Source organism: Pontibacter lucknowensis (assembly GCF_900156415.1).
GTDB classification, from domain to species: Bacteria; Bacteroidota; Bacteroidia; order Cytophagales; family Hymenobacteraceae; genus Pontibacter; species Pontibacter lucknowensis.
Window position 1 is genome coordinate 262,470 of the sequence record NZ_FTNM01000002.1, and the last position, 22,601, is coordinate 285,070.

The 22,601-nt window shown below is 52.0% G+C and carries 16 protein-coding genes; 8 read left to right on the plus strand and 8 right to left on the minus strand.

The annotated features are described in order from the left end of the window. Positions 1 to 58: 58 nt before the first annotated feature. The 3 genes from BW972_RS07345 to BW972_RS07355 all read right to left on the minus strand — a co-directional run bounded on the left by BW972_RS07345 (position 59) and on the right by BW972_RS07355 (position 3,395). Positions 59 to 955 (minus strand): transglutaminase domain-containing protein, encoded by an 897-nt coding sequence (locus BW972_RS07345; RefSeq protein ID WP_007655902.1) that lies wholly within the window; start codon positions 953 to 955, stop codon positions 59 to 61. Between the two features lie 440 nt (positions 956 to 1,395). Then, on the minus strand, positions 1,396 to 2,511 hold the full coding sequence (locus BW972_RS07350) for a hypothetical protein (protein ID WP_076421652.1): 1,116 nt from the start codon (positions 2,509 to 2,511) through the stop codon (positions 1,396 to 1,398). A gap of 92 nt (positions 2,512 to 2,603) precedes the next feature. Next, on the minus strand, positions 2,604 to 3,395 hold the full coding sequence (locus tag BW972_RS07355; RefSeq protein ID WP_007661015.1) for an FRG domain-containing protein: 792 nt from the start codon (positions 3,393 to 3,395) through the stop codon (positions 2,604 to 2,606). Positions 3,396 to 3,637: 242 nt separating this feature from the next. Here BW972_RS07355 and BW972_RS07360 point away from each other — a divergent pair, with 242 nt between their 5' ends. Beyond that, positions 3,638 to 4,504, plus strand: a complete 867-nt coding sequence (locus BW972_RS07360) for a manganese catalase (RefSeq protein WP_076421653.1) — start codon at positions 3,638 to 3,640, stop codon at positions 4,502 to 4,504. 64 nt (positions 4,505 to 4,568) lie between these two features. On the opposite strand, the gene BW972_RS07365 is transcribed toward BW972_RS07360, so the two are convergent. From BW972_RS07365 to BW972_RS07375, 3 genes are all read right to left on the minus strand, one after another. After that, positions 4,569 to 5,630, minus strand: coding sequence for a PA0069 family radical SAM protein (locus tag BW972_RS07365; RefSeq protein ID WP_007661018.1), 1,062 nt, complete (start codon positions 5,628 to 5,630; stop codon positions 4,569 to 4,571). A 166-nt stretch (positions 5,631 to 5,796) separates the two neighbouring features. Then, complete coding sequence (locus tag BW972_RS07370; RefSeq protein WP_007661019.1) at positions 5,797 to 7,071, minus strand: Y-family DNA polymerase; 1,275 nt, start codon at positions 7,069 to 7,071, stop codon at positions 5,797 to 5,799. Then, a complete protein-coding gene (locus tag BW972_RS07375; protein WP_007661021.1) occupies positions 7,064 to 7,534 on the minus strand; it encodes a LexA family protein in 471 nt (156 codons plus the stop codon). The genes BW972_RS07370 and BW972_RS07375 overlap by 8 nt, the downstream gene beginning before the upstream one ends. A gap of 500 nt (positions 7,535 to 8,034) precedes the next feature. Between BW972_RS07375 and BW972_RS07380 the strand changes: the two genes are divergently transcribed. Beyond that, positions 8,035 to 8,577, plus strand: a complete 543-nt coding sequence (locus BW972_RS07380) for a DUF4142 domain-containing protein (RefSeq protein ID WP_071530917.1) — start codon at positions 8,035 to 8,037, stop codon at positions 8,575 to 8,577. Positions 8,578 to 8,859: 282 nt separating this feature from the next. Next, the gene (locus BW972_RS07385) at positions 8,860 to 10,107 is read left to right on the plus strand and encodes a pyridoxal phosphate-dependent aminotransferase (protein ID WP_007653681.1); all 1,248 of its coding nucleotides are present in this window, start codon (positions 8,860 to 8,862) and stop codon (positions 10,105 to 10,107) included. A gap of 82 nt (positions 10,108 to 10,189) precedes the next feature. Here the strand turns inward: BW972_RS07385 and BW972_RS07390 are convergent, their stop codons facing one another. Further along, positions 10,190 to 11,440, minus strand: coding sequence for a pyridoxal phosphate-dependent decarboxylase family protein (locus BW972_RS07390; protein ID WP_007653680.1), 1,251 nt, complete (start codon positions 11,438 to 11,440; stop codon positions 10,190 to 10,192). A gap of 298 nt (positions 11,441 to 11,738) precedes the next feature. On the opposite strand from BW972_RS07390, the gene BW972_RS07395 reads away from it, so the two are divergent. From BW972_RS07395 to BW972_RS07410, 4 genes are all read left to right on the plus strand, one after another. Further along, complete coding sequence (locus BW972_RS07395) at positions 11,739 to 13,304, plus strand: SulP family inorganic anion transporter (protein WP_076421654.1); 1,566 nt, start codon at positions 11,739 to 11,741, stop codon at positions 13,302 to 13,304. A 35-nt stretch (positions 13,305 to 13,339) separates the two neighbouring features. Further along, positions 13,340 to 14,011: a carbonic anhydrase family protein gene (locus tag BW972_RS07400; protein ID WP_076421655.1), complete on the plus strand. Its 672-nt coding sequence runs from the start codon at positions 13,340 to 13,342 to the stop codon at positions 14,009 to 14,011. After that, the gene (locus tag BW972_RS07405; protein ID WP_040573640.1) at positions 13,986 to 14,666 is read left to right on the plus strand and encodes a TetR/AcrR family transcriptional regulator; all 681 of its coding nucleotides are present in this window, start codon (positions 13,986 to 13,988) and stop codon (positions 14,664 to 14,666) included. Before BW972_RS07400 ends, BW972_RS07405 begins: the two co-directional genes overlap by 26 nt. A 144-nt stretch (positions 14,667 to 14,810) precedes the next feature. Beyond that, on the plus strand, positions 14,811 to 15,827 hold the full coding sequence (locus BW972_RS07410; protein WP_007653668.1) for an NADP-dependent oxidoreductase: 1,017 nt from the start codon (positions 14,811 to 14,813) through the stop codon (positions 15,825 to 15,827). 94 nt (positions 15,828 to 15,921) lie between these two features. On the opposite strand, the gene BW972_RS07415 is transcribed toward BW972_RS07410, so the two are convergent. Then, the gene (locus BW972_RS07415; RefSeq protein ID WP_007653666.1) at positions 15,922 to 16,284 is read right to left on the minus strand and encodes an STAS domain-containing protein; all 363 of its coding nucleotides are present in this window, start codon (positions 16,282 to 16,284) and stop codon (positions 15,922 to 15,924) included. A 421-nt stretch (positions 16,285 to 16,705) separates the two neighbouring features. Here BW972_RS07415 and BW972_RS07420 point away from each other — a divergent pair, with 421 nt between their 5' ends. Beyond that, the gene (locus BW972_RS07420) at positions 16,706 to 22,522 is read left to right on the plus strand and encodes a carboxypeptidase-like regulatory domain-containing protein (RefSeq protein ID WP_076421656.1); all 5,817 of its coding nucleotides are present in this window, start codon (positions 16,706 to 16,708) and stop codon (positions 22,520 to 22,522) included. Positions 22,523 to 22,601: the final 79 nt, after the last annotated feature.

Here is a 22,601-nt window from a genome sequence, read left to right on the forward strand (position 1 = left end):
TGCAGCATTTGTACGATAAATCCAAAAATTTAGCTACCAGTCAGGTATAAGTACGGTATTAAGAATTCGTGAAGTTGATCACGCTATAGAGTTCCGGCTCCAGGAAAGGACCGCCCGGATAACCTGCTGTGTAGTCGAAGTTGATCCAAAGCTCTCCGTTGGTTTCGTGGAAGTGAATTTTACCGCCAGTTACTTCGTCCGGGAAGAGGGAGCGCACCGCGTAGCTTACCTTGTCCAGGTCTTCCACGGTTCCCATTTTCACTTCGGTATACATATGGTTTGGCGAGATCACAATGCGGGCCTCACCGCCAATGGCCATGATAGAAGAAGCCATCAGGATGGCATAATCGTCGCAGTCGCCGGCCAGCAGCTTGATGCTTTCAGTAGGAGGAGAATAGTAGTCGAGGCCGAGCGGATCGTTTACGTAGCGCCAGCTGTTGCGCACGTGCTTGAAGAGCGAAAAGTAGCGCACCATCTTGCCATACTTGCGGTAGTACTCGTCATGAAAAAAGCGGGTGGAGTTCTCCACGGCAAAGGAGCGCACCACTGGGTGGGTCGGCTGCATGGCACTTTTCACGCGGCGCTCCTGAAAATAGGTACCCCGCACCGGTTTGAAATAAGACACTTTGCTGGAATTGCTGGTCATGTTCACCAGCATGGCATTGTAGTCGGCGTAGAGGTTCTCTACGGTGTAATCGTCGAAGGTGCTGTTGAAGAACATGGCACCCATAATACCTACAAAAGCCAATAAAATAAGTTTGTGACTGATAAGGGTGATGACAACCGAAACAATGGCCGCTAAAACAACACACAGGAGGAAGTTCAGCTCATAGTCGATAAAACTGATGGGCGGCAGGTAAAAACTGATAAGGACCGCCATCGGGAACACGATGATGATCTGGATGAACCGAACTAAAAATGTCGTCAGATTAGAGAGCTTGAACAAATGCGTCATGATTCCCTGCTTTTGTGGTTTCTGGCGCCTATAGCCCTTCTGGCTTTATAAGTGCATTGGCTTAAATTGTCTTATACCTGTAACGCAAAATCCGGGCCTTTTTACTCACTACTCATCCCGAAAATTTTAAATTATTCACCTGCGTGGCGGTATGCTGATAATTTCGGCAATATTTTTCATAATCTGAAAGTCTTTTTAGCCAGAAAGATTAAAATTTAGTCAGACGCCCATGATTTTGATTTTCCCTGTTGCAGTTTCCCTCTGGCCCCACCCCATGCTTTCATGGAAGCGGGCAGGATGGAGGGGACCCTCATAACGCAAATCGGAAAGGAAGGCAACTCTTCACAGATCAGGGTTAGCCAAAAATGGTTGAAACAGCTCTATACCCGGAGGGAAGACAAAATAAAAGAGCGCAGCTGCCGGCTGCGCTCTCTCTATGGCTATTGGTATTGGATATACAGTGGTTTCGGGTCTAGTTTCAGAATCTCCTCCGGTGTCATCAGGCGGGAGTTGTTGCGGGTGTCATTCTTGTAGAATACCTTAAACCCTGTGAACTGCACCGGCTCCTTGGCGATGAAGCGACGATAGGTATCTCTTTTTAGCGCTGGTGGTCCCCAGCCGTCCATGTGCATGACCACTTGCACCTCTGGTCTTAGTTTGATATCCTGCGAGTTCTGGATCATGCGCTGCGTGAAGCGGTGCACGATGAGCAACTTAGGCGGCAGGTTATATTCTTTTGTGATGTCAGCAAGCAGGCCGGTGGCATAATTGATGTCCTCGGCGTCAAAACTTCCGATTTTCTTACCCGGTACTTCGCCATCCTTCATGGCAAACTCAGCATCTATACCTAAGTGCACGTTCGGCAGCTTCAGGAACTGGGTCAGGCGGGGGAGTTCTTCGGGGAGGGTGCTGCGGCCAACCTGCACATCCAGAAACACAATAGCATCGCGCTGCCTGGCCATCTCCAGCACATCCTCGATCATTTTGTCGGTCATGCGCAGGCGGTACTTATCGCCACGGCCGGGGTGCCCTTGTGCTGTTACCACAATGGCATGCAGGGCAGGCTGTACAGGCGTAAGTGAGTCGGCTTTAGTCCAGTTGGCTACTTCCTCGTCCAGGCGGCGGAGCATTTCGTCCACCGGGTACTCTCCCAGTATACCCATGCGCTTTGACAATGGGTTGCCATAGTAGGCCAGAATGCGCTTGTGCGGCAGGATGGCACCTGGCAGCGGCTCAGGTCCTGGGTATACGGTAGGGGCTGCAGGAGCAGATGCTGGCGCAGGCGCGACAGTTGGTGTCTGTGCCGCTACGGTGTCGCTAGAAGCGGTGGCAGAACTGTCAGCTGGCTGAGCCGGCAGTTCGTACTTTTCAGTTGTAGCCGGCAGCGTAGCCGAATGAACTTCTTTGTCCTGGGTGCAGGAGGCGGAGCCTAGTAGGAGGGCGGTCGCCAGTACGGCAGTAGCAGGTTTTAGGTGTTTTTTTAAGTGACAGGGTGGTAAGTTGTTCAGTATGAAGTTTTTGATCACTTCACGGGTAGTGGGTAAAAAGGAATTCATGGCTGGGTATGGGTATTCGATGTAAATAGTCTATTAAAGTATAGATATTTTGCGAGGAAACAGCGACCAGACTCCCTTTTTTAGTAAAAAACTTACTCATGCGTATAGTGGCGCTTCAACCATTGGCTCAGCCCCTGCAAGCCTGGAAAAAGCACCCGCTCGGTGATATTGGCCTGGTCCAGTTTGTCGCGTATTTCCCATTTCAGTCCAGCTGGAATGATCACTCTAAAGTACAGTTCCGGGTGCTGCTCCAGCCATTGGCTCATATTGGCTTGCGCCGTTGACATCAGCGAGAACAGAGCGTATTGGTGCACGATGCGGGCGTCTAGTGAAGGTGGCTCCAGGAACACCACATATTCTTTATTCTGCAGCAAAGCCAGTTCCTTGAGGGAGGAGCAAACGGGTTGCAGTATCTCGGGCGTAAATACGTTGGAGCCTTCTTCCTTGATAGCCGTTTGCAGTTTGAGCGGCAGAAAGTCATTGGCTTTCACATAGTCCACGCACCAGATGGCACCGTCTTCATGGTAGCTGGAGAGGTTTTGGGTGGCAAAATGCAGGGCCACATAGGGCGAATAGGTCCAGTCGAGCAGGCGGGTAGGGAGCCCGTGGTGCTGTGCCACCGCCAGCCAGTTCCAAACGGAATCGCCGGGAGCAGAATTGCTGTGGGCGTACTTTCGGAAGTTTCGCAGAATGTGTGGCTCCAGTTCGTAGTAGCGGCTGCCGAGGCGGGTCAGGCTAGTGCTCAGGTCGTACTCTTTGCTCCAACTGCCACGGTATACATAGGAGGAGCGGAATCGCTTGATGTTCTCGTTCCAACTGTGGTCGAACAAGGCCGATTGTACCTCTGCCCAACTGTTTACAATGATGTCTTTTCCGGGTTCCATGTAATCGTTTTGCTGTCTTATAATAGCAGGCGGCGGGGTTGCTTCCTATACCTTGTTAGCTGAAAAATGTTGTAGTATGGAGGTAGCAACGCTAATGAATTTTCAATAGCATGCTTCTATACCTATACTTTCATTTAACTATGTTTTTGTATTTTATAGTTACGTATTTGTACTTGATTAATAACATCTGATACTGCATGCCGTAAGTTCTGAAATGTTTTACTCATAAGTCCTATACATCTATGTTTTATCATGACAACAAACTACAGTACAAAGTAAGAGTGGAAAAGCCAAACCCGGCCTTTGCCAATATGCTACAGCAGGCCATTGGTGGCGTTGAGGGGGAGATCAGGGTTTGTCTGCAATACCTGTTCCAGGCATGGGGTGCGAGGGGGCCTGCCAAGTACCGCGACATGCTACTGGAAACCGGTACAGAGGAGATGGCCCATATTGAAATGCTGGCTACGGCTGTGGCGCTGAATTTGGAGGGCGCCCCGCTCTCTCTGAAAGAGGATATGGCTAAAGATAAGGTGATTGGTGCTGTGATGGGCGGGATGAATCCGCGACACGTGCTTTCTTCAGGTCTTGCTGCAATGGCAGTTGATAGCAATGGGGTTCCCTTTAACGGTTCCTGGGTAGTAGGGAGCGGTAACCTGGCCGCTGATATGTATGCCAATGTAATGGCTGAGTCCACAGGCCGCGTGCTGGCTACTCGTCTATGGGAAGCAACCGACGACCCAGGTATGAAGGACATGCTTGCCTTCCTGATCGCCCGCGATACCATGCACCAGAACCAGTGGCTGGCCGTGTTGGAAGAACTGGGTGGCTTGGAAGGTGTTCACCCAATCCCGAACAGTTTCCCGCAGGCCGAGGAAAACCAGCAATTCAACTACGCTTTTGTGAGCACGGCCATTAACGGGGCGCCACGTGCGGAGGGCCGTTGGTCTCAGGGTACTTCCATGGATGGAAAAGGTGAGTTTAAGATGACACCGGCAGAGCCACAGGGCGGTGAGCCTCAGCTTGGGCCACCAGATCCAAGAGGCCATGCCCAGGTTGAGCAAATGGACGGCAAAGGAGGAATCATCAATAAGATAAAAGGTGCGCTGTAAGCCATCAAGGTCCCCATAGAAGTTGAAGCGGGTGCAGGTTTTATACCTGTACCCGCTTCAACTTTTAAAAGAGGTTCATCTGTATACCTGCTCTGGTACAGAAGTGCTTATAGTTGTAAGGCTTCATGCTTCGGCCAGCCATGAAGCGGTTGCGACTCATATGGAAAAGCTTGTTAATGGCCTCGGCGAACTTGCCTTCGCCCCGCATGCGGGTGCCAAAGCGACTGTCGCTGAGCTGTCCACCATGGCAGTCGGCTATCTGGTTCAGCACCTTGTCGGCGCGGTCGGGGAAGGCCTCCCGGATCCAATCCTCAAAGATGGGACCGATGCTGCCGTTGAGCCGCACGATGGTATAGGCTGCACTGCTGGCACCTGCCTCGGCTGCATTTTTAATGATAGCCGGGATCTCGGAGTCATTGAGCCCAGGTATAATAGGCGCTACCATCACGTTGACAGGTATACCGGTGTCTGCCAGTTGCTTCACCACCTGCAGGCGTCTGGCGCCGGTGGCAGTGCGGGGCTCCAGTTTCTGGCGCAGTTTCTCGTCCAGTGTCGTGATGCTGATGTTCACATGCACCAGATCCAGCTTGTTGAGCTCCTGCAGCAAGTCGAGGTCGCGCAGAATAAGGGCATTTTTGGTGATGATGCTGACCGGATGGCGGTACTGCAGCAACACCTCCAGCATACGGCGGGTCAACTGCTTCTTCGCCTCGATGGGCTGGTAGCAGTCGGTATTGCCGGCCAGCATAATGGGCATCACCTGCCATTTCTGATTTTCCAGTTGACGGGCCAGTACTTCCGGGGCATTCTCTTTCACAATAATCTTGCGCTCGAAATCCAGTCCGGCGCCATAGCCCCAATACTGGTGTGAGTTGCGGGCATAGCAGTACACACAGCCATGCTCGCAACCCTGGTAAGGGTTCATGGAGTAGGAGAGCCCCAGGTCCGGACTTTCCACCTTATTCACAATTTTCTTGGGGTGCTCCGCAAAGAACTCCGTTTTAGAGTTAGAAAGCATCGCCTCGTCCAGTCCCTCGATGTGCTCGGCCACATATTCCTGCTTCAGGTAGGGGTTAGCAGGATTGTACTGTGCGCCGCGTCCTTTCAAAAATTCTTCTGCTTTCATAGTAGCGGTGATTCTCTTGTTAATGATTTTGTGATTTCAATTTTGTCATCCTGCTAGGGTCCTGGTAGCAGATGAAGTAGGCCTCTTCAAGCAAGTTCTGAGTAAGCCAACCTTTTTTCGAGGAGGAACAGGGTTGGTTCAGCTTGGAAGCGCATTTACCCAAATCTTAGCTTGTCCCAACACACAGCAGGCCTTTCAATTGGGTGGTATAGCACGGAGATTTCTTCTCGCATTTCAGCTGCCAGGGGCGGGTAGTCCCCTGTGCGGCGCAGGTGACCGTGTCACGGCCTAAGGCGCCGTTCAGTTTATCGAGGGTCTGCATCAGGCGCTGGTGCTTGTCGCGGTCCACAATGTCGAGCAGAGAGGTCTGTACCTGGTTCTGGGGCCGCAGCTCCGATACGATCACGCCACTCTTCTTATAGCGGTAGCCTTCGCGGTAGAGCGCCTGCAGAGCCAGGTTGGCATAGTGCAGCAGTTCGAGGGTGCTGTTTGTGGCCGTAGGTAGCGCAATGGTCTTGCTGTTAAAGTACTGGGCATCAGTCTCCCGGAAGCGGTTTGTCTCCAGAAATACTGTAATAGCCCCTGTGCAGCTTTGCTGACGCCGCAGCTTGGCAGCACAGCGCGAAGCATAGTTGGCGGTGGCTTCTTTCAGTTGCGAAAGCTCGGTCACAGGCGCCCCAAAAGAGCGGGAGGTGCAGATGTGCTGCTTGTTAGGCGCTACCATCTCCAGATCCTGACAGGGCTCGCCGCGTAGCTCCCGCACGGTGCGCAGGCCTACTACGGTCAGATGCTTCTTTGCAAAGGCATCGGAGGTGTTGCGCAGGTCCAGCGCCGTATGGATGCCAAAAGCTGCCAGCTTGCGGGCGTAGCGCCGGCCCACACCCCATACATCGCCTACCTCAGTACGCCGCAAGGCTTCCTGTATATGCCGTTCATCGGTCAGCACCAGCACGCCATCCGCCTTTTTCGACTTTTTGGAAAGCCGGTTCGCCAGCTTGGCCAGTGTCTTGGTCGGGGCCACACCCACTGACACCGGTATACCTGTCCAGGTCTTTACGGTATGGCGCATCTCCCCGGCATACTGGTTCAGGTCGCGGCCATAGAAGTTACCCAGGTCCAGGAAAGCCTCGTCAATGGAGTATACCTCCAGGTGGGGGGTGAACTGCCCGAGCGTCTGCATCACCCGTGCGGACATGTCGCCATACAGGGTATAGTTGCTACTGAAAACGTGTACGTTATGCTGTTCTATCGTATCCTTTGCTTTAAATGCTGGTTCTCCCATCTGTATACCCAGCGCCTTGGCTTCGTTGGACCGTGCGATGATGCAACCGTCGTTGTTGGATAGCACCACAATGGGCTTGCCCTCCAGTTTCGGATTGAATACCCGCTCGCAGGAGGCGTAGAAATTGTTGCAGTCCACGAGAGCGAAAAGACTAGTCATGGCCACCGTTTACTTTGTGAAGCGACCACACCACAACGCCCCAAGGTTTAAAATCCATTTCTTCGGTGATCTCTACAGGCGGGTACAGCTCGTTGGCCGGTTGCAGGTACAGCCGAAGTCCTTTCTGCAAGAGCCGCTTCACGGTGAACTCACCATCCACTACGCCAATGATGATATGCCCATGACTGGGCTTCAGGGAGCGGTCCACCACCAGTATGTCGCCGTCGTGCAGGCGGGCATCACGCATGGACTCGCCCCGCACCCGCACCAGGTAGGTAGCGGTAGGGTTGCGGATGAGCACCTGCTGCAGGTTAATCTTGTCCTCCAGGTAATCTTCGGCCGGGGAGGGGAAGCCTGCCGCTACGTAGCTCTGGCTGATGGGTAACTCAAGTAATTCTGTGGCCCGGAGTGGGAGTAACTCGAGGCTCTCCGGCAGGGTGTTTAGGGTATGTGTTTTTTCCATAGTACTTTCTCTTTTGGTCTCTTTCGCGACACATGCCTCAAATATAGACTTTGCTAATATATTTGGCAATATATACTAAAAAATTTAGTTTTTTGTTCTGCTTCAAGAGGGACCTTACAAACTGCCTGAAAGCAAAAGCAGAAAGAAAGCAAAGGAATGAAATCCGGCTATATACCCCTGACGGACTAGTTAAGCTTGTATTTAATGAAGGTAGTGGTAGGCTATACCTGGTGTTATGACTAAGATAAAAGTTTAAAATGCGGAGGGGTTTGAGAACTGAAAAACCAGCTTAGCTATACCTATCGTGCAGATTTATATTTATGCGATTCAATATTGTAATTCGTATACAACAGTATGGTAATGTGTGTATTATGTATTTATACGGATTCAATTCAGTACAAATACAATAGCTGGAGAAGCAATAGCTGCGTTAAAAATATGTGGGAATGAATTATACTTTTCCAGCGTGTTTATGAATCTGTTAACTTAAGTATTTAACTATGAAACAAATGAAAGATCTGAGATGGAGGTTGTTGCTGCTATTTGTTCCACTTGCGTTTTTAGTGAGTTGTGATGATGACGATGATAATGGAATTGATGTGCCGCGTCTGACAGCGCAGGAGTTTGTACAGCGTGCTGCTGTCAGTGATATGTTTGAGATTCAGACCGGTAACATGGCGCTTCAGAAATCAACGATGGAGGAAGTGCGGACATTTGCCGAACAGATAGTAGCCGACCATACCGCCTCCAGTCAGGAGCTAATGACATTGGCGCAGCAAAAGAACCTGCAGGTGCCTACTACACTACCGCAGGACAAGCAGGCAATCGTGACCCGTCTTGATGGTAAGACAGGTGTTGATTTCGATAAAGACTTTTCCGATGTGCAGGAGGATGCGCACGAAGAGGCGGTAGAACTGTATGAGCAGGCAGTGCAGGATCTGGAAGACGCAGAGTTGCGAGCCTTTGCCCAGAAAATATTGCCAGCACTGCGTATGCACCTGGAGCAAGCCCGTGAGTTGGATGACATGACGGATGCTTTATAAATGGCAAACTAAAATTTACAAAGAGGCCCCTGCTGTTTAAGCAGGGGCCTCTTTGATTTATATCTTGTGTTGTATTGATATGTAAATCAGGTATAATGTAGTTTCTGGTTAAAGTATAACTGAAGGTTGAGTTTATTGCTTTTCAACAAAAGGTATACCTTATTGTGCTGACGGGAGTGGTAGCAGAGCGCCCTGCTGTGGGGAATAGGTCATTGTTTTTAGGTATATGTACTAGCGGAAATTGAGCGGCAAAGCTTTAAATTTGGAGAAACTTATACCTACATGATACAACGCAGCACACGGCTTGATGCTGTTCATTATGAACTGTGTGGGCCTATTTATGAGAAGGCGAAGGAGCTGGAGTTGGAGGGGCATCGTATCACGAAGCTGAACATCGGCAATCCGGCTCCCTTTGGCTTTGACACACCCGAGGAGGTAACCCGAAGCATCCTGGATAATCTGCGCCATGCGCAGGGCTACTCCGACCATAAGGGCATCCTGCCAGCCCGCGAAGCGATCAGGAACTACTATGCAGCCAAAGGTATAGCCGGCATCCACACCGACGATATTTCCATTGGCAACGGGGTGAGCGAACTGATCCTGCATGCGGTGCAGGGGCTGCTTAACGAGGGAGACGAGGTGTTGGTTCCTTCACCGGACTACCCGCTCTGGACGGCGGCTGTGCGCTTTTCGGGTGGCAAGGCCGTGCATTATCTGTGTGACGAAGCCTCGGACTGGAGCCCTGATCTGAACGACATCAGAAGCAAGATCAACAGCCGCACCAAAGGCATCGTGATCATTAATCCCAACAACCCGACCGGCGCAGTATACGCCCCGGAGCTGTTGCAGGAGTTGGTGGAATTGGCAGCAGCGCATAACCTGGTACTGTTTTCAGACGAGATATACGACAGGATCCTGTATGATGAGGTAGAGTACCGCTCTACCGCCACTTTTTCGGATGAGGTGCTGACCGTGACTTTCAGCGGACTTTCCAAAAACTACCTGGCAGCTGGTTTTCGGGCTGGCTGGATGCTGGTGAGCGGCAACAAAGCCAGGGCCAGAAGCTACATCGACGGGTTGAACACCATGGCCAGTCTGCGGGTGTGCAGCAACGTGCCGGCGCAGTTTGCCATACAGGCGGCTCTGGAAGGCTATCAGCACATGCAGGACCTTGTATTGCCAACCGGCAGGCTGCGTCAGCAGCGGGATGTCTGTTACGAAAAGCTGACCGCTATACCTGGCATCACCTGCGTAAAGCCAAAAGGAGCCTTTTACCTGTTTCCGAAGATAGACGTGAAGAAGTACGGCATTGCCAATGACCAGGCTTTCGTGCTGGACTTTTTGCAGGAGCAGCATGTGTTGCTGGTACAGGGAAGCGGTTTCAACTGGCAGCAGCCCGACCACTTCCGCATCGTATACCTGCCGGAGCTGCAGGAGCTGAGCCAAACCATGGACAAACTGGCTCTGTTCCTGCAAAACTATAGAGGCACAGGCGCAGCTACCCAGCGGCAGCTTATAGAGGCGCTATAGGTATAGCAAAGCGTTATAAAGCAACAAAGGCTCCCGTTAAAGGAGCCTTTGTTGCTTTATAAGATAATTGTCAGGTATAGGGCTACTCCGCCAGGCAAGCTTCATGCTGGTAAGCCTTCAGGTCTTCCAGCAGCGGGATCAGCCGGTCGATGGTCACGTGGTCCATCACCACTACTTTATACCAGTTGGCATCCTGGTGGTTGTCTGGCACAAGCCCGTACTTGCCGGCAATGCCTTTGTTGAGGTGTTCACTGCGGATCGTGATGATGTTGGAGTAGGGGTTGCGGTAATAGGCTATACCTGCCTTGTCGAGCTCTGCGGCCAGCCAGGCGGCACGATTGAGCAGGGTGGTGGTTTTCTCCTCCCAGCCGTAGCGTCCGTAGGTCATCAGGATCATCCAGACGGCGATGGCGTTGGCGCCGGAGCGACTGCCGATCAGCGTAAAATCCTCGCCCTCCACGTAGCTGGCCTCCTTGGTGTTGGCATGTTGCATCAAGCCTTTCCGGATCAGGAAGATGCCCGTGCCGTAGGGAGCCTGCACCATCTTGTGCGCATCCAGCGTGACAGAGGTAATGTGTTTATTCTGAAAGTTGAGCGTGTTGTCCGGGTTGGTGAAAGGGTAGATGAAGCCACCAAAAGCCGCATCCACATGAATCATAAACTGGCAGCCGTTAGCTTCAAGTGCTGCTGCATATATGTCGGCGTTATCAACTGATCCAAACATAGTTGTCATCATGTTGGCCACCACAATGAAGTGGCTTTTTCCCTTAGCCTTCTGGGCGGTGATCACCTCCTGCAGGTGCTTCTCATCAATAGCGCGGGTGTTGTCATCGACCCGTACCGTGGCGATGTCGAGGTCAAACACATTGGCGGCTTTGCTCATGGAGTAGTGGCTGTCGCGGGAGCACAGGATGCAGATGCTGTTGTTGCGCACACCGTCTATGTTGCGGAAGTAGTTGCGGTAGATCCAGATGGCCTGCAGGTTGGCTTCGGTGCCACCAGCCGCCACATAGCCGTCGCAACTGCCCGGCTCGGCTTTCAGAATTTGCTCAGCGCAGAGACCAATCAACTCACGCTCGATCTGGTGCGTACCTCTGAAAAAAGACTCGGAAGCTCCCAGGGTATGGCAACCGATATGATTCGGGTTATGGATCAGCGCTGTCAGGAAGGGGGCATCTTTCAGAAAAGGGGCATCCTGGTAAAACACCTTATTATCGAGGTGCGAACCCGGTATACCCAGTATGTTCTCGTCATAAAAATTTACGTTCTCTTCTAAGGCGTTGAATACGATGGTTCGGATTGTCTCCTTATTCAGTTTAGTCCACTGTTGCATACTTGTAAGCGAAATTGATTTTAAAACGGAAGGCAAAACCCATAGGGCCTTCTTAAGACTTTGCAAAAGGCAAATTTACGACATTAAAAAGACACACCCTAGGCGAACATCTGCCCGTCCTGGCTGTTCAAGCTGCGAGTTATACCCGTCTTGCATCAAAAAAAATGATGAAGATCACTGCTAATCTGATAAAAGTCACTCAAAAAAAGTTGGGAACTGAACTAAACAGTGCTTTACTTTGTGGCGTTAAAGTAATACTATTGTAACAAGTTTTAAACCTATCCATTGAAGAAGCGCTATGGTTACCTTTAAAGAGTTAAAGAATGATCTGCCGGCAGGTATTGTGGTCTTTTTGGTCGCAGTACCGCTTTGCCTTGGAATTGCCATGGCGTCCGGCGCTCCACTGTTTTCCGGTATCATTGCCGGCTTTGTAGGAGGTATAGTTGTAACACTTATCAGTGGTTCGCAGCTGGGGGTAAGTGGTCCGGCGGCAGGCCTGGCCGTGATTGTATTGCATGCCATTGAGGGCCTGGGCAGTTTTGAGGTGTTTCTGTCTGCTGTCGTGCTGGCAGGTGTCATGCAGCTGGTGCTCGGATTCCTGAAAGCGGGGAGCATTGGGTATTATTTTCCTTCCTCGGTTATAAAGGGAATGCTTTCGGGTATCGGTGTGATCATTATCCTCAAGCAGATTCCGCATGCCTTTGGGTATGATGAAAGCTATGAGGGTAGTCTGCACTTCCTGGAGCCATCCGGCGAAACTACTTTCTCATTAATTTTTAACTCTTTACGTTACATATCTCCTGCAGCGGTTATCATCAGTGCGCTTTCCCTGGCTATCCTGATTTTCTGGGATACGGTACTGTCTAAGAAAGGCAAAATTTTCCAGATCATACAGGGGCCGCTCGTGGTGGTAGTGCTGGGTATCGTCCTGAACCTGGTATTCCTGAATGCCTTCCCGGAAATGGCTTTGCGCGCTAATCACCTGGTGGAACTGCCGGTGGCAACGAGTGTGGGCGGTTTCTTTCAGCAGTTTACCGCGCCTGACTTCAGCCGTATCCTCACTTACGAGGTATTAATGTTGGCGGGCACGCTTGCAGTCGTAGCCAGCCTTGAAACCCTGCTTTGCCTGGAGGCGACCGATAAACTGGACCCACAGAAGCGTATCAGCCCGGCTAACCGCGAGTTGAAGGCACAGGGCGTCGGTAACATCGTTTCGGGTCTGATCGGTGGTCTGCCTGTTACGCAGGTGATCGTGCGCAGCTCGGCCAACATTCAGTCAGGTGGCCGTACCAAGCTTTCGGCCCTTATCCACGGTGTACTGATCCTGGCCAGCGTAATTGCTATACCTGGTCTGCTCAACCTGATACCGCTTGCCTCACTGGCCGCTATTCTGTTTGTGGTAGGGTATAAGCTGGCTAAGCCGGCCCTGTTCAAAGCCATGTACCGTGGTGGCCTGAACCAGTTTCTGCCATTTGTAGTAACCGTGCTGGCCATTGTGTTCACTGACCTGCTCACAGGTATAGGCATTGGTATGGTAGTCGGCATCTTCTTTATCCTCAAAAACAGCTATCACGTGTCACACACCGTGGTGAAGGAGAAATCACAGGCAGGCAGAGAGAAGTACCGCATTGTGCTGGCAGAGGAAGTGACTTTCCTGAACAAAGGCAATATCCTGGAGGAACTTCGCAGAGTACCGGAAGGTGCTGAACTGGAAATAGACATGTCACGCTCGGCCGTGGTAGACCCGGATGTGATCGAGCTGATCGAGAACTACAAAGAGACCGCCCGCAGCAATAATATCAAGCTTCATGTCAAACAAACGGCTGAAGACGAAAAGCTGGAGTACGAGGGTATGAAGTTTTAACAAATCATCATTTTACTAAACTAAAGACTACACCAATGAGAACCCAAAACAGAGAGACACAGTCAGAACTGACACCACAGCACGCAAAAGAGATATTGGTTGAAGGCAACAAGCGCTTCGTGAACAACCTGAAAGCGAACCGCAACCTGCTGCAGCAGGTGAACGAAACGTCAGAGGGGCAATATCCATTTGCCATTATCCTGAGCTGCATCGACTCCCGCACTTCAGCCGAGCTGATCTTCGACCAGGGCCTTGGCGACATATTCAGTGCCCGCATCGCCGGTAACATCGTGAACGAGGACATTCTGGGTAGTATGGAGTTTGCCTGCAAAGTGGCTGGCTCTAAATTGGTAGTGGTGCTGGGCCACAGCAAGTGCGGCGCTATCAAGGGGGCTTGCGACCACGTAGAGATGGGCAACCTGAGCACACTGCTGCACAAGATAGAGCCTGCTGTGAATGCCGTGGAGTATGATGGCGAAAGAAATTCCAAAAATTCGGATTTTGTAGAAAAAGTAGCTGAGACCAACGTTGTGTGGACGGTAGGCGAAATCAAGAAAAACAGCCCAATCCTTCGTGAAATGATAGAAAAAGGCGAGATTGGCATCGTAGGCGGCATGTACGACGTAGAAACCGGCGTAGTGACCTTCTATGACGATGTAGAAAATATGACTGAAACCCTGCATGAGGAACTTGCTGGCAAATATTAAGATCAAAGTAGAGGAGAAGGTATACCTCAAAGACCCCGAAGCATCAGAGAAAGGTCGTGATATTATCAAACACGGTATCTTTCTGATCGATGAGCTGGGCTTGGAGGCCTTCACCTTTAAGAAATTGGCTGAGCGCATCAGCAGCACAGAGGCGACGATCTACAGGTACTTTGAGAGCAAGCACATGCTGCTCTCATACCTGATCTCGTGGTACTGGAACTGGCTGGAATACAGATTGGTGTTTGCTATTAACAACATCAAACCACCTGAAGACCGCCTGCGCATTGCAATCAGCATTTTGTCGGGGCGCATCGAAAACGACATGGAGTTTGAGCATATTGATGAGGTTACCCTGCAGCGCATAGTGGTAGCCGAGTCAGCCAAAGCCTATCTCACCAAGGAGGTGGATGCCAACAACAAGGAAGGCTTCTTTTTGAGCTACAAACGCCTGTGCAAGCGCATAGCCGACATTGTGCACGAGATCAACCCGGAGTACAAGTATCCGGCCTCTCTGGTTTCTACGGTAGCGGAAAGTGCGCATTACCAGAAGTTCTTTGCGCTGCACCTGCCTTCGCTCACGAACATACAAGAAGACGGTGGTACTGAACTGGAGAATTTTCTGACGCACATGGTGTTCAGAACCCTCGAGCGATAACTAGCTGTTTACGATCCTTGCAAAGGATGACACTGGCCCAGGTGCCGGTGTCATCCTTTTTTGTTTTATAGGTGGTAGTTTAAAGCAAAACATAACCTCTGCCATGTGTTTTACTTACAACACAGGTATAACAAACTGTAAGGTATGAAAACAAAGAGCATTCTATTGAAAAGTCGTCCGAAGGGTATGCCGACGGAGGAGAACTTTGAGTTCAAAGAGGAAGAGCTTCCGGAACTGCAGGAAGGGCAGCTGTTGCTGAAGACGCTGTACGCATCGGTGGATCCCTACATGCGCGGTCGCATGAGCGACGCCAAATCCTATGTCGCACCCTATAACCTGAACGAGCCCATTGCCGGAGGTGTGGTGGCAGAAGTTGTTGAAAGCCGGAACGACCGGTATAAAGCAGGGGTAATAGTATTGGGTAATCTGCCCTGGCAAACCTATAGCATCTCCAACGGCAAAGGCCTTAACCAACTGGACCCGGATCTGGCGCCGCTGAGTTACCACTTAGGTATACTGGGTATGCCCGGTCTGACAGCCTATTGTGGTCTGCTCTACATCGGGGAACCAAAAGAAGGGGAGACGGTGGTCGTGTCAGGGGCGGCGGGAGCGGTTGGCACTGTGGTCGGGCAGATTGCCAGGCTCAAGGGCTGCCGCGTGGTCGGTATAGCCGGCTCCGATGACAAAACAGCATACCTCAAAAAAGACCTCGGCTTTGACGAGGCCATCAATTACAAAACCACAGACAATATGCCGCAAGCTTTGGCAGCCGCCTGCCCCGACGGCGTGGATATTTACTTCGACAATGTGGGAGGAGAGATATCGGATGCCGTGTACGGTCTGCTAAATAAATTTGCACGCATTGCAGTTTGCGGACAGATCGCACTGTACAATGCCACCTCGGTTCCGACAGGTCCTCGGGTGGAGCCAATCCTGCTGAAGAAAAGCGCTCTCATGAAAGGCTTTATTGTGGGTGACTACGCTGCACGCTTTCCGGAAGCGGCCACAGAAATGGTAGGTTGGCTTAAAGCTGGTAAGTTACAGTACGAAGAGCATATTGTAGAAGGATTTGATCAATTGCCACAGGCCTTCTTCGGCTTGTTCAGGGGGGAGAATACAGGCAAGCTACTTGTGAAAGTGGCTGATTTTAACGCCCACTGAGCAACACATGCTCAAAGCAATTGGCGGGACACTAGTGTGGCAATAGAAAAGCCCCGGACTTCTCCGGGGCTTTTCTATTGCTGTAAATAATGTTTTAGGCGGCGATTGACTTTGAGGTGACTTGTAGCGCTGCCCTGTCTTCTGAACTGGCCTTGTCAAACAGTGAGTCGAGGCGGAGTAATCGGAACAGGCGCTCAGTGGTGGCATTCATGTCACAGAGCACAACTTTTACATTCTGTTTCCGGATCTTGAGCAGTTCGCTCACAAAAGAGCAGATGCTGCTATTGGTCAGGTGCAGGCGGTCCACGTGCGAACAGTCGATCCAAAGTTCTCTTGTGCTGTCCGTCGGTACTTCGGCGATTGCCTGGTGAACTTTATTAAGCGCTTGTTCTTTCACAAGGCCCTTTACAAAAAAGATATGGCGATTCTGGTGCGAGGTGTGGTTGATTATTTCCATGTCGACGTTCCTGAAAAAGATTTAACATATAAAGGAGGTGCTTTAGTAGCGGATTTCCTTTATTTAATACTATAAAATTAAAAACATATTGCTGGGTGAGTATTGTATTTTTAAAGTACGGGGTAATTAGTATATAGTTATTTACTTTGTAATAAATTTAGTAAACGATTTAAAATGGTGATTTTTATTACTAAAAAGCTAAATAGCTACTAATAAGTTGATTGTTTAATTATTGTATAAAATCAATATACTGTTTAAATAAGTCATTGTTGTTAAAATGTAATATGGGCTTAGGTGCATTGTTTAGGGTGGTAATGAAATGGCAGGCGGCCCGCTTGTGCCACCTCTAAGGCTAGGTCTGACAAGCAGAGGTGCCAATATATTATTTTTAGTATATTGATAAGGAATTGATGCCGCCGCTATGCTAAGACAACTACCGCTGCTACTGCTTTTCTCCCTGCTCTCAATACAGGCCTTCGCGCAGGGGCGCTTGGCTAAGTCCCAACTCCGCAGTCCCTATACCTATATCTACCGCATCACCGACGAACAAGCCCTGACGATCTATGAGAAGGGGCCGGATGTGGTAAAGAGCAATTTTTTTCACACAGTGGTCGATTCGTTTGCCATTGGTAAGACTTATACAAAGCCGCTGCCGCAGGGCCATTATCTGTACATGCATGCCCAGGGTCCTGACCTGGTATACTGGCTGGAGACGAAGAGTAAACTGCAGGCGAAGCTGCTGCACCTGCAGCCGGAGCTCGCCCTGCTGGTGCACGACAGTCTGGGGCAACTGGTGACCGATGCAGAGGTGATGGCTGGCAAGCAGCGTGTGCCATTGGACAGCAAAACCAATACCTACCGCCTGAAGAAAGGGCCTAAGAAGGGAATCGTCAGCGTGAGCCACTCGGGTCTTACTTTTTACGAAGAACTTGCACCGCAGCAGCATCAATACCATTACAAACCAAAGTGGTGGCAGCGGTTGATCAACACGTGGCCCATTTACTACACGTGGCGCCCGTTTCGGGATGTGTACAGAACCATTAGATGGGGGGAGCCGCAAGGGTGGATCCGCAGTATAGCTTCCATTTTTGACGAAGAGTACCGTCTTGACAAAACTGAAAAGTATAAAGGTTACCTCGTTACGAACAAACCGCTATACCAGCCTGGCGACACGGTGAGGTATAAGGCCTATGTGGTGAACCAAAACGGCAGACCAGTGCAATACAAGGCGCAGCTGATGCTAAATGGCTATAATATCAGGCGTAAGAAGATGGGGGTGCTCGCACCTTACCGCAAGGGAGCATACGAAGGTTGGTTTGTGCTGCACGACAGCCTGAACCTCCGTCTGGATGCCAGCTATACCTTATCGCTGGAAAGGACCAATAAGCGGGAGGATGCACTGGTGCGGCACTCTTTCACTTATGAAGACTATGAACTGAAGGAAAACAAGTATACCCTGCGGCTGGCGCATGAAGAGCACCAGGCGGGTGTGGAGAACCAAGTGCATGTGCGAGGGACGGATGCCAACGGTCTCAACCTGCTCGACGCCCGGGTGGAGGTGGTGGTGCTTACCCGGCAGGTTTTCGGATCGCGGGAGCAGCAGGTGTTTGTACCGGACACGCTCTGGAAGCACAGCCAGTCGCTGGAGGCTGCTGGCGAAACGAGCATCTCCATACCTGCCACGGCTTTCCCAAAAGCTTCCCTGCGCTACCAGGTCAGGACTGACTTTCTGAACAGCAGCAATGAACGCAGCTTTCAGTCGGCCGAAGCCAGCTATACCTACTTGCCGGGACAGCTGAAACTTTCGCTCTCGCAGGACAGTCTGCTGGCCCAATACCTGGAAGGCGACAAGCCCATGCCGCACCAGGCAAAGCTGACTGCCGTTGACGCGAAAGGCAACAAAGTGCTGGAGCAGCAGGTGCAGCTGCCTTACCGTTTGCCAGTGAACCCTTATGTGCGGCGCTACATGCTGCAGACTGCGGAACACGAGGAAACGCTTGCCCTAAACCCAGTGAATGCACTAGTGCAGGCCAATACCGACCGCAGCAACGATTCGCTCTATTTCGTGCTGGACAATCCGCGGAGGCTGCCTTACTGGTACTTCGTGTACCGGGGCGATAAACTGGTGGAGCAGGGCAGAGGGCGGGAGCGGGAGTTGCGCTATACCCGTGCTCTGCGTGGCGACGATACTTATTTTGTGACGCTGCGCTACATGTGGGGTGGCGAGATCCGATCGGATGAAAAAGTGGCCCCTCACCGCAGGTATACCCTGAACCTGGAAGTTGAAGCACCGCAGGTGGTGTACCCGGGGCAGCAGAGCGACCTGACTGTGACCGTGCGCGATGCCAAAGGAAAACCAGTACCCAATGCCGATCTTACCGCCTATGCCATCACATCCAAGTTCACGGCGCAGGGTGTGCCCACACTACCGTCATGGGACAGGTATAAAGGCCGCAAGCCTTACCAGAAGCTGCGGCTGAACAACGAGGCCAAAGCCACCACGCAGCTCATGGACTGGAACGCATGGAGTCGCCGCATGGGGCTCGACAGCATCGCCTATTACAATTTCCTCTATCCGAAGCAGGGCATTTTCACCGAGTACAGCCTTTCCCGCGACAGCCTTACGCAATTCTCGCCTTTCGTGGTGGACTCCGGTAGGGTGGTGCCGGTGCATGTGGTATACCTTGACCGGGTGCCGGTGTATTTCTCCGGAACGGATGTGATGCCGGCCTATTCCTTTGCGGCTGACAGCGGCTACCATACCATTATGATGCGCACGGCCGACAAGCTGGTTACACTCGACAGCGTATACCTGCGGCCTTACCACAAACTGGTACTGAGTGCTGACCTCACGCCAGGTACAGCGCCCTATGCGAAAGAAGCTGAAAGGAAAGACTACCTCTCGACCCGGGAGCGCAACAACCTGTACGGCTACCTGCTGCAGGTGGAGCAGAACTTCGGCAGAGATCTGGCTTACCTGAAGCAGGGCCGCCGGGTGCTGCGCGTGGAGGATAACCCTGCCCGGAGCAACCATTATTACTCGGCAACAAAGTCCGTGCTGGCGGGACCTTTTTCGCCGGGCTATCTGCAGTTTACCAGGTATAACCGCTTCAACACCTCGTTCGAACTGGAGGCTGGCTATACTTATACCTTTGAGCGGGAGTTGCTCAAAATGCGCGAGCGCAAGCTCCTGCCGGATCATGTTCACCTTGGCAACTGGAACAAGAAGGAGCGGAATCCGGTGCCGCTATACGATAAGGCCTCAACTGAGCAACAACTGCAACAGGAGTGGGAGGAACTGCAGCATCAGTTCTGGCTGCAGAAAGCCTTCGGCAACAACCCGCTTTACGACGACTACCTGCCCAAAGGTCGTGTAGGCTGGCGACTCGACAGCACCTTCACGCAAAAGCCTGTCATGGCCGTGCTACACAAGGCTGGTCAGCCCGACTCCGCCCGACTCTACAGTGGGAATAACATCCTGATGACAGGTATACCGATCGGCAAATACCGGCTGGCTCTCCTGTTTCCGGATAGTAGCTACGTGGCAACCGACCTGCAGGTGCAGGCAAACGGACAGGTGCAGCTATACCTGTCGCAAGCCGCGCACAAGTCAGCAGACAGGTATAGCCAGACCTTGCAGCAATTGATCAGCAGAAGGATCCGAGAAGCCCAGCGAGGAGTAAGTATAGAGGTGCAGCAGCAAGTGATCCGGCAAATGCGCAACGACAGTTACACCTCCGGTCTGCACGAATACAGCGCCACTGTTTCAGGTATAGTCGTAGATGCGGGATCAGGCACGCCGCTGCCAGGCGTGGCGGTGCTGGTAAAAGGGACGCGCATCGGTACGGCTACCGATGCAAACGGATACTACCAACTCGGTGTGCCTTCCAATGCTGTGCTGGTGTTTCGCTATATTGGGTATACAACATCAGAAGTAGCTACAGAGGGCAGGAGGATTGTAGACGCTTCTCTTAGTGCTGATATGCAACAGCTTTCGGAAGTGGTGGTGGTAGGCTATGGTGCGCAGGAGCAGCGACATATGGCTAGGACGTCTGTAACGGTAGTGCAAGGAAGAGCCGCTGGAATCCAGATCAGAGGCAGTGCCACTGTCCAAAGCGCCAATTCACCTCTTATAATAGTGAATGGTTTGCCTTACAGCGGCGAACTGTCCGACCTGGATCCGGCTATGATCGCTTCTATGAAAAAACTGGATGCAGCGGCGGGAGAGGCATTATATGGCTCCAGGGCGGCTGGTGGTGTGATCATCATTGGCAGCAAAAGTCCAGAAGGGCTTACGGCGGCACTGCCCGTGGACGAAGCCGGTGCTATCCGTGAAAACTTCTCCGACTACGCTTTCTGGCAGCCGCGCCTGCTAACAGACCGCAAGGGGCAGGTAAGTTTCCCTGTTACTTTTCCGGGCGATATTACCGGCTGGAACACCTACGTGCTGGGCATGGATGGCAAGAAGCGCACGGGGATCTACAGCACCAGCATCAAGTCCTTTAAGGCGATGATGGCTACGCTGGCAATGCCGCGCTTTCTGGTGGAAGGCGACAAAACGCAGGTCATCGGCAAGGCGCTCAATTACCTGCCGGACTCTTCCAATATCAGTACCCGCTTTGAGGTGGCAGGAAAGCCGGTGCGCGAGAGCCAGATCCTGCTGAAGCGTGCCCACACCGACACGCTCACCTTCACTGCTCCGTCTGTCGCACCTGACTCCGTGGAGGTGCTCTTTGCCCTGCGGTCAGCTGAAGGAATGGCTGATGGCGAACGGCGCCACATCCGGGTATACCCCAAAGGCACCGAAGAAACCATTGGACATTTCCTGGCTTTGCACGCTGACACGACGGTAACCCTGAATTTTGATCCGGCAAAAGGACCCGTGAAACTACACGCGAAGGGCAATCTGCTGGAGGTGATGCTGGAAGAGATCGACTACCTGCACAAATATGAATACTGGTGCAGTGAGCAGGCAGCCTCCAAACTAAAAGGACTGCTGCTGGAAAAGCGTATTCGGGAACAGCTGGGGGAGAAGTTCACACACGAGCGCATGGTGCGCCGCTTGGTCCGTCACCTCGAAAAGACCCAGCTGCCGGAAGGCGCCTGGACCTGGTGGCAGTCCGGTCCGGCCTATACCTGGATTACGAGCCATGTGGCAGAGGCCCTGTCGCTGGCCAAAGCAGAAGGCTACGCTCCGAAGTATGACGAGCAGAAGCTGCTGGACTTTATGGTCTACCGGCTGGAGCAGGCCCGCTTCACTGACAAACTGATGATGCTCGAAACCCTGCACAGGCTGCAAGCCAAAGTGGATTATAACCGCTACGTGGAGGAGCTTTCTAAGCGGGACAGACTATCATTGGAGGAGCAGCTGCGCCTTACCCGCATGCGCCAGTTGCTCAAGCTGGAAGCGCCGCTCGATACGCTTCAGAAGTACAAGCAAGTAACCACACTTGGCGGTCTGCACTGGGGTGAGAACAGGTATAGTCTCTTTAATAACCACATCTCCAACACCCTGCTGGCCTACGATATTCTGAAAGCGGCCGGTGGCCACGAGCAGGACCTGACCAGCATACGCGCCTTCCTGCTGAGCGAACGCCGCAACGGCCGCTGGCGCAATACCTACGAGTCGGCCCGCATCCTGGAGACACTGCTGCCTGACCTGCTAAATAAGGAAGAAGGAAGTAAGCCACAGCTGCAGAATAGCCTGGAGCTCACGGGGCCATTGCGACTGGAGGCAACCGATTTTCCGCTGGATACTACCTTCCTGCCGGGACAGCCTTTGGTTATCCGCAAAACTGGCAAGCTCCCACTATACCTGACCGCTTACCAGACCCACTGGAATGCCAGCCCGGAGCCGGTGCAGAAAGACTTTGTGGTGTCGACTTCTTTTAAAGGTATAGTCAGCCAGGCCACCCTGAAGGCGGGCAAACCTGTCGAACTGGTGGTGGAGGTGGAAGCTAAGGCCGATGCCGACTACGTACTGATCGAAGTGCCTGTACCTGCCGGCTGCTCTTACGACGGGAAAAAAGGCAGAGGCCCCTACGAAGTGCACCGCGAATACTTCCGGAACAAAGTCGCCATCTTCGCTGACCGTTTGCCCAAGGGCAAGCATACCTATACCATCCAACTGCTGCCGCGCTACAATGGCACCTATACCGTCAATCCAGCAAAGGCAGAGTTGATGTACTTTCCTGTGTTTTATGGCCGCACGGGGATGAAAGGTGTCATCATTGAGTAGCCCCGGACAGATACGCTGCATGCCGTTGATTTTTTCTAGGATGCGCCTGCAGGGATCTTGAGCAGGTATAAGTTTATAA